This window comes from Enterovirga sp. CN4-39, assembly GCF_049446235.1.
Classification (GTDB): Bacteria; Pseudomonadota; Alphaproteobacteria; order Rhizobiales; family Beijerinckiaceae; genus Enterovirga.
In genome coordinates, this window is the sequence record NZ_JBMSEF010000005.1 from 233,644 (window position 1) to 242,872 (window position 9,229).

Consider the following 9,229-nt stretch of genomic DNA (forward strand, 5'->3'; position numbering starts at 1 on the left):
GTGCGGGAGCACGTGCGCCGAGTGCTGGAGAGGCTGTGCGCGTTCATCGCTGGAGGCTCTCGTCAGCATCGAGATCAGCGATGAGCGGGGCGGCCTGGATCTCTCGCGCGAACCACTCGACAGCGAGAAGGATGACGCCGGCGATGAGGAGCCAAAATGTGGAGATCATCAGTTGGCCCTCCGGTGGTGGCGGGCGGATACGCGGCTGATCAGCTCGCGCACGTCCGCGGACCACGCTTCAAAGCCTCTGATGGCCTGGTCCTCGCTGTCCGAGACATCGCAGAGGATGTGCCCGACGACGGTCTGCATCGCCGTCATGGTCTCATCGACCGGCTTGCCGTCCATCAGCCTGAGGACCCGCTGAACGAGCAGGCGATGACGATGTTCTGCAGCCTCGTCGCTCATCTAGGCGGCCTCGCGTGCGTACGTGGCGCGCGGCGCGCGAGCCGCGTCGATCAGGTCGAGGTATTCGAGGGCGAGAGCTTCCCGCTCCTCCTCAGCCGACAGCTTCTCGGGAGCGGAGCGGCGCATCTGCCGGACCCGGATGGCGCGCTTGAACGCGGCGATCACGTTCTTGACCGCCTGCTTGTCCATGCCGGCGTTGGCCAGTTCGTTGCGAAGCGTCTCGAAGGTCTCGCGCTTGCCCTCCTGGGCATCGGCGAGCTGCTGGTCGTACGCGTCGACGGTGTCCGCGATCTCGCGAGCGCGCTCGGCGGAGAGCCCCATCACGCAGCTCTCCCCTCTTCGGGTTGGGGAGTGGGGCGGGACGACGCTTCGTGGATGCGTTCGAGCACCCGATGATTGATGCCCTCGATCCCCAGTCGGCTCGCGGCCAGGACGACGTTGTCCCAGTGCCGGCGTGGTACGCTGTTGCGCATCTTCATGATGCGCCCGTGCGAGTATGTTTTCAGCCCGATGGCGGCGCCGAATTTCTCGGCGGTGCCAAAGAGCTGGATAAGCTCGGATACGGTTCGGGGCGTGCTCATTTGTCCCGTACCGTATCAGTAAGTAGCGATACGTGCAACCCCTTTCGCTACGCTGCAGGCGCTAACCGGGGGAACCGATTCCATGAGACACCCGGAGGACGGCTTGGCCGGACGAAGCGATCGCCTGAAGCAAGCAAGGGAGGCCGCGGGATTCGATTCAGCAGACGCTGGCTCGCGCGCGCATGGCTGGGTTGCGTCCACGTACCGTTCGCACGAGAACGGATCGCGAGACTTTAAATTGACGCGGGCGAAGGAGTATGCCGCAGCGTACGGCGTCTCGACCGACTGGTTATACTATGGTCGAGGGACGATGGGTGGCGGCTCAATAAAGGTCTTGACGCGCCCGCCCGCGCCACAGCCAAATGCTGTCATAGGACCAGAAATAACAACAACTAGCGTCAAAAGACTTCCCGTATTTGGCAGCGCACAAGCCGGACCCGGCGGCGCTTTTTCATGGACGAACGCGCCCGTGGATGATGTTGCATGCCCTCCAGCTTTGCTTTCGGTGCCGGAAGCCTATGCTGTGTATGTAGTCGGGGACAGTATGGAGCCTCGCTACTTCGCGGGCGAGACTGTCTACGTCCACCCGAGCAAGCCAGCCCGCCGCGGGGACTTCGTGGTTCTGCAGGTGCGAACCGCCAGCGACGCAGTTGTGGGCTACATCAAGCGCCTAGTCCGCACGAGCGAAGTGTCGATCACCGTCGAGCAGCTCAACCCAGAGAAACAGATGACCTTCGAGCTAGCGGATGTCGTCGCGGTCCACCGCATCGTGTCGTCATCCACCGACTAGCGATACAAAAAATGGAACGACGTGTCATAACGTGTTGACACGTAGCGATACATAGCGCTAAATGGGCTCATCACGGAGATGAGCCATGCGAAGCGCAGCCGGAGAGAGTGAGAGGAAGCTAGACCCTGAGCTGAAGGCGCGCTGGGTCGCGGCGCTGCGGAGCGGGGAGTTCAAGCAAACGACGGGCACCCTCAAGGACAGCAAAGGATACTGCTGCCTGGGCGTGCTGTGCCACGTCGCGAAGGACGAACTCGCTACCAAGCTCGGCATCCGCATCGAAGAGGCTGACGATAGGCTCCTGGTCGTCGTGCCCGACGGTGAAGGTCACGCCGAGATCTTGAATGATCGCGAGCTGCCGCTCTACGTCGAGCACGAGTTGGGGCTCTACGAGGATACCCCAAGTCTAGTGGCGATGAACGATGGGCTTGGCTTCGCCGACGGCAAGTCGTTCCCCGAGATCGCCGACTACATCGAGGGAGCGCTCTGATGCCCTCCCCCTCCCCCATGTCAGGCACGAAGGCGGGCGAGACGAAGCCGAAGGTCTATGCCTTCGTGAACGGCTCCGGCCCGATGGGTTACTTTGGCGCCGCGATCGCGGAAGACGGGACAGTCCTCCCCGCCGGTCATTGCTCATCGGCCCCCTTCTGGGCGCGGCACGACATGGGCGCGGACGGTCATTGCACCTGGAAGCACGACGTATATGCGGCGCACTACCCGAACGGGTTCGAGGTCGAGTGGGTCGATGACGTCGAGGCGCACCCGGTCCTCTGGCCGATCATCGAGGCTCTGAACAGCCAGCCGTCGCCCTCCGAGACAGAGACGGGAGAGCGCTAGATGAACGCGCTGTCCCCTCAGCACGCCGAAGCTCTGGAGCGCTTCTACCGCTCTGAGGTCTACACCGACCTCAAGCGGCAGATGGATGCCAGCTTCTCGACGGACCCGCATCAGGACCGGCTGGTCTACGCGCCCGTCCGGGCTCACCTGTCCCAATGCATCGAGGCGGCGAAGTCGGTCTATCTCCACGGAGAAGGCCGGTACGCGATCGGGCTGCACAAGGGCGACGGCTCGAACGCCCCGATCCTGTCTGCCCCGCGCTTCGACATCCGCAGGGAAGCTCTGGAATGGATCGCGGAGTTCGGCTCGCTGAGCGTCAACCTCGTCGTCGTGGACACGCACCCGGCAACCGAGATTACGGGAGCCGCGGCATGACCCGGCTCCGCTACGGGGTGCGAACCCTCCGCCACTACGTCTGCGGGCTCTCGCTCGTAGACGCCGACCGCCTGCTTCGCCGCTGCAGAGCACACGGCGTCCAGGCCCGCATCATCCCGCAATAGGAGCGCTCTGATGTTCTACGTCGGGCAGAAGGTCGTGTGCGTGGATGGAGACTTCCCGCGCTGGGAAGCGGTTCGCGCAAACTATGAACCCGTGGAGATACCACGGGCCGGGGTGACCTACACCGTCCGCGAGCTGTTTGACCACGACGGGGCAGTATATCTCCGTCTCGACGAAATCAGAAACCCACTACTTCGCTTGAGAACTGGGTTACTTGAGCCTGCCTTTGGGCAGCGCCGCTTCCGCCCTGTCGTCCAGACCGACATCAGCATCTTCCAAGCGATGCTGACGAAGTACCCGAGCAAGCGGAGGCAGGAAGCATGACCTTCCTCCTCCCCTCCCTCAGCTTGGAGCAACTCGACCGCCTCCTCATCAGACTACTGGCTGTCGTTCTGCTGCACTACCCGTTCTACATCGCGAGGGTTCTGTCATGACCGGATCTTCAGAGACACAGGTGGGCGGGCTGGAGCAGTTCCGAGCCGATCGCGCTGAGATCGAAGCCCTTCAGGCGCGCGTCGAAGCGGAACTCTCCCTCCTCCGCAGGCAGAAGGAAGCGCTCGTCGAGGCGCTGAAGAAGGCGCGCCGTTACGCCGGCATGGTTCGCTCCAGCGACATCGCCGGCGACGACCCGATCTTCCAAGTATTGGACGAGATCGACGCCGCTCTCCGGGAAGCAGGCGCATGACCGACCCCGCTCCCTACGCCTTCGCCTTCGTCATCTACGGCATCCCGCTCGTAGCGGGGGTCTGTGGCTGGGCTCTCATCCGAGCAGCACGGAGGCGCCTGGCCAATGGCTGAAAGCCTCATGCAGCGCTTCGAGAAGATCAAACGCCGCGAGACCACCGACCGCGTCAAACGCGAAGTCGCCTCCGGCGTCCGCCGGCCTCTGCCTCCGAAGGAGAAGACCAATGCCTCTGAAAATCGTTCGCGCAGCTGACCCCATCACCGTGGATCGCCTGAACATGGTGATCTACGGCCCACCCGGCATCAGCAAGACCTCCGTTGCCTTCACGGCAGAGGACCCGCTGTTGCTCGACTTCGACAACGGCAGCCACCGCGCGCCGAACCGCAAGGATGTGGTCCGCGTCTCTTCGTGGGCTGACGTGGCCGGCATCACGGCTGACGACCTCGCTCCGTTCAAGACGGTCATCGTGGACACGGCGGGCCGGGCGCTCGATGCGCTCACGGTCGACATCATCCGAGCTAACCCGAAGCATGGCCGGGGCGGCGCCCTGACCCTCCAAGGCTACGGCGAGCTCAAGTCCCGCTTCGGCGCCTTCCTTAAGCTCCTGAACAGCTTCGGCAAGGACGTGGTGCTGATCGCCCACATGGACGAACAGCGCAGCGGCGACGACGTGATCGAGCGCCTTGACGTTCAGGGCGGCTCCAAGGGCGAGGTCTACAAGACCGCTGACGCCATGGGCCGGATCGTCATCACGAACGGCAAGCGACGGCTGCTGTTCTCCCCCACCGATGCGGCATTCGGGAAGAACCCAGGCGGGCTGGAGCCGCTCGACATCCCCCCGCTCGGCTCGCCTGCATTCGACGGCTTCCTGGCCGGAGTCATCCAGATGACGAAGGATCGCCTGAACGAGCAGACGGAAGCGCAGCGCGAGGCCGCGGCCGAGCAGGAATGGTTCCGCACCACTCTGGCCGGCGTCAACTCAGCCCAGGAGCTGAACGGCATTCTCGGCCGCGCCCGCAACGCCAGCCAGGCGTGCAAGATCATGGTGCGCGACAAGGCCAACGCGCTCGGGCTCGAGTTTCACAAGGAGAGCGGCACCTACGCTCTGCCGAAGATGGCGGCCTGACCATGGCAGCTATCCGCGTCAGCGCCTCCGATATCGACTCGTTCCGCTACTTCATGGCGGACGAGGAAGGCGACCTCGCTGGGCTTCTGGCCCGGCTGCGTCGTCAGGAGCCCCCGTCAGAGGCGATGCTGGCGGGGACGGCTCTGCACGCCGCCCTGGAGACGTGCCGGGACGGGAGCATGGACGAGGTCGTCTCGGATGGCTTCCGGTTTACCTTCGCCTTCGACGAAGAACTGGACATCCCGCCTACGCGGGAAATGAAGGCGACCCGCGAATACGAGATCGGGGGGCACGCCGTCACGCTCGTCGGTAAGGTCGACGCGGTCCTTGGCCGTCGCATCGACGACCACAAGTTCACGTCTCGGTACGACCCTGAGCGCTTCCTGGGCAGCTACCAGTGGCGGATCTATCTCGACATCTTCGGGGCCGATCTCTTCCGCTGGAACGTGTTTGAGGGGCGCGAGACGGGCGACCGTCACTACACGATCAACCACCTGCACAAGCTCACCATGCACCGCTACCCGGGCATGGGCGACGACATCCAGCGGGAGCTCTCGGCCTTCGTCGAGTTCCTGAGCGTCCACATGCCGGAGCGGCTGTCGTGAGCGACCTCGACGCCCGCGCCTTCATCCGTCGCCCGCAAGGCTTCGTTCCGGCCGACATCATGGCCGAAGACGCCATGAACAAGGTGGCGATCGGCAGCACGGTTCTGCTGACGGTTCGCCGTCCTCGCAACCCGAAGCACCACAGGAAGCTGTTCGCGCTCCTGAACGTGACCTTGGAACAGACGGACAGGTGGGCCGACTCGACCGTCCTCTTAGAGGATCTGAAGCTCGCAACCGGCCTGTTCGAGACCCGCGTCTCTGCGCTGTCCGGCATGCCCTACCCGGTGCCGGCCAGCATCAGCTTCGCGGCCATGTCACAGGAGCGGTTTGAGGCGTGGTACGCCAAGGCCATTCAGGCTCTGTCCGAGCATCTTGGCGTGGATGTCGAGGCCCTGAACGCTGAGGTCAATGGCGCTCTCGCTGAACACGCGAGGGCAGCATGACCCGCCGCTCCCACAGGGACGAGTTCTCTCGGAAGGACCGGGCGGCGATCTTCGACCGCGCTTGGGATGCGGAGACGCGGGTCCACCACTGCGAGAACCCAGCCTGCGGCGCCGCCCTGAAGAGGGGCGAAGGCGAGGTCGACCACATCCTCCCGGTGCAGCTCGGGGGCAAGCCGACGATCGCTAACGGCCGGCTGCTCTGCTCCCCCTGTCACAAGGCCAAGACGGCCCTGGATATTCGGATGATCCGGAAGTCGGATCGCCAGCGAGACAAGCACACAGGCGCCATACGCCCCAAGAGTTCGATCCCCAGCCGCCCCCGCAAGACCCCGAAGAACTACGCCTCCGCGCCCCTGCGGGTCTGGAACCCCTGGGATCTCACCGCCACCGGAAAAGGGTCAGATTGAAATGGCGACAACAGTAGATCTGAAGCTGAGCGACGAGGCGGTGGAGGCTGGAGCGCTTGCCATATGCAACGTCTCGGCCGGAGCCAGCCTCACCGAAGAGGAGTGGCTCGCCGGCACTCGTGACGCCCCAGGGGACGCCGAAAACTTCCGGCGATGCGCCAGGGCGTGCCTCACCGCCTCTCTCCCGCTCGTAGCATATAAGCCCGCCGACTCGTACCTCGATGGCGGGGTCGGAGAGGAAATCCACCCGAGCCCGATCGGAGCGGGGGTGGACGAGGAGGAGATCGCGAAGGCGATCGAGGAGGCCATGTGTCCCGATCGCGAGGGGCCGTACGGCCTCTACGACTACAGCAGTTACGGAGACCGCGCCCCGCACCATGTACGCGATTTCCGCGACCCGAGCAGCCCGACCTGGGGCCACTCGATCTTCATCTCGGAAAGCCGGAAAGAGGCACGCGCTGAATACGAGCGGCTTACCAGGCTCCACCCGGCCCGCGCCGTCATGGCCCTCCTCTCCCGTGCTCCAGCTGCCGGGTGGAAGGTTGCCCGACCCGAATACGGCGTCCTCCTCGCCGATGCTCACGCCCGCCAGCGTGGGGAGAACCCTGACGGCTCCCCGAGACGGGAGACGATCCTGCAAGACGCAGGGCGGGGGCTGAAGGCCGTCGCGGAGGAGCGGATAGTCGTCGCTCAGACCATTTCGCGCTTCCCGTTCGACCACGACGAACGCGGCGGGATCGTTCTAGGCCCTGTCACCTGCGAACGCCTAGCCGATGCGGTGCTCGCCGCCATCCGCTCACGCTCTCTCACGGCCCAAGCCACGCAGACACGGGGGAACGACGATGAAAGGTGAGAGGCGCCCACTGAACGGGACGAAGACGCATCCGCTCACCCGCCATGCGGTGCAGGTGCTGCGGGACATCGCGAAAGCCCCTCTGCCCCGTCAGAAGGTCAACGCTGGCGTCGTGGACCGGCTCACGCGGGAGGACTTGGTCGAGATCGTCCCCATGCCGAGCCCGTTCGCGATCCACAGAGGCGGCAACATCGCCCATCTACGCATCACCGAAGCCGGCAGCTGCCGCCTCGCCCTCCAGGAGGATCGGAATGCCTGAGCTGACGAGAGAGCAGCGCGTAAAGGCGCTTCGGTTCGCGAACGCGCGGGCTGGGTATCGCCTCGTCCTGCTTGGGCGCTCGCTCGCGGAGGCGATCGATAACCCGCGATATCTCCCCAAGCTCGCGGGGGAGTGCGTCCGAAACAGTGACGATCCCCAGGACGGGTTTGCGACCAAGGAAGAGGCGATGGCAGCGGCCCGCCGCTACCGCGAAAGTTGCCGCCTCGCCCTCTCCAGCCACGATGGGGGCGCGGCCGATGGGTAAGGCGGGCCGACCTATCTCGATCCCGCTCGGGTCCTGGCCTCTCGAGATGCGGGCTGAGACGGCGGCGGCCTATTGCGATGAGCCGAGCGTCGACGCCTTCAAGGCCAAGGTGGAGGCCGGCTTCTACTCGAAGCCACGGCGCGAGAAGGGCATGCTGCCGAAGTGGCACCGCCACAAGCTCGACCAGGACATTGCCCGGGGGCACGGTCTGCGGATTGATACGCGGCTCCTGCCCGAGAGCATCGAGAGCCTGATCTGATGCCGCGACGCAAGCCCGCTGGATGGCCGAGCTACATGCTCGGCAAGCCGCTCAGGAAGGGCGGCGTGGCCTATTACTGGAACCCGCCGACCTGGGCAATGAAGAAGGCCTGCCCGTTGAAGCGGGAAGCGCTGGGGACGGACTACGCCGCCGCCAAACAGCGCTGCGACGACGTGCTCAACCCTCAGTTCGATGCCTGGCGCCGCAGGGGAGAGATCGAGGAGCAGCGCGTTTCGGCCCGGTTCGGCACCTTCGATTGGATGGTCGAGGTCTACAAGGGATCGCCTCAGTACACCTCCAAGGAGGAGAAGACCCGCAAGGGCTACGACGCCGTGCTGGCGCTTGTCTCCGGACACAAGCTGAAGGACGGCCGCACGTTCGGGGCGCTCGGGATCGCGAGCATCACGCCCGGCGCCGCCGACCGGCTCCACGAGAAGCTGAAGATCGCGAAGGACGGGAGCGAGCGGAAGCGGACGGCGATCCTCGCCATGCGAGTCTGCCAGCGCGCTTGGGGCGTGGCCCACCGCGCGCATTCGACAGTCGTGCCGAGCGCGAACCCGTTCGCGAAAATGGGGCTGAAATACAAGGCAAAGCCGACGCGGCCGGTCTCGTTTGCCGAGATGATGAAGCTGGTAGCGGCAGCAGACAAGGCCGGGGAGCCGTCGATCGGCACGGCCTGCATGATAGCCTATTTCTGGCTCCAGCGGCAGGAGGACATCCTGGGGCGCCTGAGCTGGGCTCACTACCAGCCCGCGTCAAACCCGAATGTCGCGAAGATATTTCACCACAAAACAGGTGAACTCGTAGACGTTCCGCTGTATGATGTCGATGGTTCGGCGTTATGGCCTGAGCTTATGTCGAGACTAGGGACAGTGCAACGGCGCGGCTCCCTGATCGTGACACGCGACACACCGGATCGAAAGACCAAGGTTCACCTTCCTTGGAAGGTGGACTACTTTCGGCACCGGGTCGCGAAGCTGCGGGAAGCCGCCGGGATACCGGACGAGGCCAAATTCATGGGCCTGAGGCATGGGGGGAATGTCGAGGGGGCAGACGCCGACCTGACCGACGCCCAGCTTCGGGCTCTCAGCGGCCACCTCACGACGGCCGCGCTGCTCAGGTACGCTCAGGTGACGGAAAAGCAACGCGTCACCGGGGCTCGGAAACGCAGGGACGCGAGAACGAAAGGGGGAGGTTTGTCAGAATGAGCCGGTGACCG

Annotated in this window: 21 protein-coding genes; 17 read left to right on the forward strand and 4 right to left on the reverse strand. The window is 64.7% G+C overall.

Annotated elements, in window-relative coordinates:
• Positions 1–43: 43 nt before the first annotated feature.
• Genes ACO2SS_RS11290 through ACO2SS_RS11305 form a run of 4 tightly spaced genes read right to left on the reverse strand, consistent with a single transcriptional unit; the run spans position 44 to position 986 of the window.
• Positions 44–169 carry a hypothetical protein gene (locus ACO2SS_RS11290; protein WP_423277740.1) on the reverse strand — a complete coding sequence of 42 codons (126 nt, stop codon included), beginning with the start codon at positions 167–169 and terminating at the stop codon, positions 44–46.
• The gene (locus tag ACO2SS_RS11295) at positions 169–405 is read right to left on the reverse strand and encodes a hypothetical protein (protein ID WP_423277741.1); all 237 of its coding nucleotides are present in this window, start codon (positions 403–405) and stop codon (positions 169–171) included. The genes ACO2SS_RS11290 and ACO2SS_RS11295 overlap by 1 nt, the downstream gene beginning before the upstream one ends.
• On the reverse strand, positions 406–729 hold the full coding sequence (locus tag ACO2SS_RS11300; RefSeq protein ID WP_423277742.1) for a hypothetical protein: 324 nt from the start codon (positions 727–729) through the stop codon (positions 406–408).
• Positions 726–986 (reverse strand): hypothetical protein, encoded by a 261-nt coding sequence (locus ACO2SS_RS11305; protein WP_423277743.1) that lies wholly within the window; start codon positions 984–986, stop codon positions 726–728. Before ACO2SS_RS11305 ends, ACO2SS_RS11300 begins: the two co-directional genes overlap by 4 nt.
• A 310-nt stretch (positions 987–1,296) precedes the next feature.
• Between ACO2SS_RS11305 and ACO2SS_RS11310 the strand changes: the two genes are divergently transcribed.
• From ACO2SS_RS11310 to ACO2SS_RS11390, 17 genes are all read left to right on the forward strand, one after another.
• Positions 1,297–1,776, forward strand: coding sequence for a S24 family peptidase (locus ACO2SS_RS11310; protein WP_423277824.1), 480 nt, complete (start codon positions 1,297–1,299; stop codon positions 1,774–1,776).
• An 85-nt stretch (positions 1,777–1,861) separates the two neighbouring features.
• Positions 1,862–2,263 (forward strand): hypothetical protein, encoded by a 402-nt coding sequence (locus ACO2SS_RS11315; protein WP_423277744.1) that lies wholly within the window; start codon positions 1,862–1,864, stop codon positions 2,261–2,263.
• Complete coding sequence (locus tag ACO2SS_RS11320; RefSeq protein WP_423277745.1) at positions 2,263–2,610, forward strand: hypothetical protein; 348 nt, start codon at positions 2,263–2,265, stop codon at positions 2,608–2,610. The genes ACO2SS_RS11315 and ACO2SS_RS11320 overlap by 1 nt, the downstream gene beginning before the upstream one ends.
• The gene (locus ACO2SS_RS11325) at positions 2,611–2,985 is read left to right on the forward strand and encodes a hypothetical protein (RefSeq protein WP_423277746.1); all 375 of its coding nucleotides are present in this window, start codon (positions 2,611–2,613) and stop codon (positions 2,983–2,985) included. It begins immediately after the preceding gene.
• Positions 2,982–3,110, forward strand: coding sequence for a hypothetical protein (locus tag ACO2SS_RS11330; protein ID WP_423277747.1), 129 nt, complete (start codon positions 2,982–2,984; stop codon positions 3,108–3,110). Before ACO2SS_RS11325 ends, ACO2SS_RS11330 begins: the two co-directional genes overlap by 4 nt.
• Positions 3,111–3,120: 10 nt before the next feature.
• On the forward strand, positions 3,121–3,432 hold the full coding sequence (locus ACO2SS_RS11335; RefSeq protein ID WP_423277748.1) for a hypothetical protein: 312 nt from the start codon (positions 3,121–3,123) through the stop codon (positions 3,430–3,432).
• 130 nt (positions 3,433–3,562) lie between these two features.
• On the forward strand, positions 3,563–3,793 hold the full coding sequence (locus ACO2SS_RS11340) for a hypothetical protein (RefSeq protein ID WP_423277749.1): 231 nt from the start codon (positions 3,563–3,565) through the stop codon (positions 3,791–3,793).
• Positions 3,794–3,898: 105 nt separating this feature from the next.
• Positions 3,899–4,045, forward strand: coding sequence for a hypothetical protein (locus ACO2SS_RS11345; protein WP_423277750.1), 147 nt, complete (start codon positions 3,899–3,901; stop codon positions 4,043–4,045).
• Positions 4,017–4,919, forward strand: a complete 903-nt coding sequence (locus ACO2SS_RS11350) for an ATP-binding protein (RefSeq protein ID WP_423277751.1) — start codon at positions 4,017–4,019, stop codon at positions 4,917–4,919. Before ACO2SS_RS11345 ends, ACO2SS_RS11350 begins: the two co-directional genes overlap by 29 nt.
• A gap of 2 nt (positions 4,920–4,921) precedes the next feature.
• Complete coding sequence (locus tag ACO2SS_RS11355) at positions 4,922–5,524, forward strand: hypothetical protein (protein WP_423277752.1); 603 nt, start codon at positions 4,922–4,924, stop codon at positions 5,522–5,524.
• Positions 5,521–5,967 (forward strand): DUF1367 family protein, encoded by a 447-nt coding sequence (locus ACO2SS_RS11360; protein ID WP_423277753.1) that lies wholly within the window; start codon positions 5,521–5,523, stop codon positions 5,965–5,967. Before ACO2SS_RS11355 ends, ACO2SS_RS11360 begins: the two co-directional genes overlap by 4 nt.
• A complete protein-coding gene (locus ACO2SS_RS11365; RefSeq protein WP_423277754.1) occupies positions 5,964–6,374 on the forward strand; it encodes an HNH endonuclease in 411 nt (136 codons plus the stop codon). The genes ACO2SS_RS11360 and ACO2SS_RS11365 overlap by 4 nt, the downstream gene beginning before the upstream one ends.
• Position 6,375: 1 nt before the next feature.
• On the forward strand, positions 6,376–7,227 hold the full coding sequence (locus ACO2SS_RS11370) for a hypothetical protein (protein WP_423277755.1): 852 nt from the start codon (positions 6,376–6,378) through the stop codon (positions 7,225–7,227).
• A complete protein-coding gene (locus ACO2SS_RS11375; protein WP_423277756.1) occupies positions 7,217–7,486 on the forward strand; it encodes a hypothetical protein in 270 nt (89 codons plus the stop codon). Before ACO2SS_RS11370 ends, ACO2SS_RS11375 begins: the two co-directional genes overlap by 11 nt.
• Positions 7,479–7,751 (forward strand): hypothetical protein, encoded by a 273-nt coding sequence (locus ACO2SS_RS11380; RefSeq protein WP_423277757.1) that lies wholly within the window; start codon positions 7,479–7,481, stop codon positions 7,749–7,751. The genes ACO2SS_RS11375 and ACO2SS_RS11380 overlap by 8 nt, the downstream gene beginning before the upstream one ends.
• Positions 7,744–8,010, forward strand: a complete 267-nt coding sequence (locus ACO2SS_RS11385) for a hypothetical protein (protein ID WP_423277758.1) — start codon at positions 7,744–7,746, stop codon at positions 8,008–8,010. Before ACO2SS_RS11380 ends, ACO2SS_RS11385 begins: the two co-directional genes overlap by 8 nt.
• Entirely contained in the window at positions 8,010–9,218 is a 1,209-nt protein-coding gene (locus tag ACO2SS_RS11390) for a hypothetical protein (protein WP_423277759.1), read from the forward strand. Before ACO2SS_RS11385 ends, ACO2SS_RS11390 begins: the two co-directional genes overlap by 1 nt.
• The last annotated feature ends 11 nt before the right edge of the window (positions 9,219–9,229 follow it).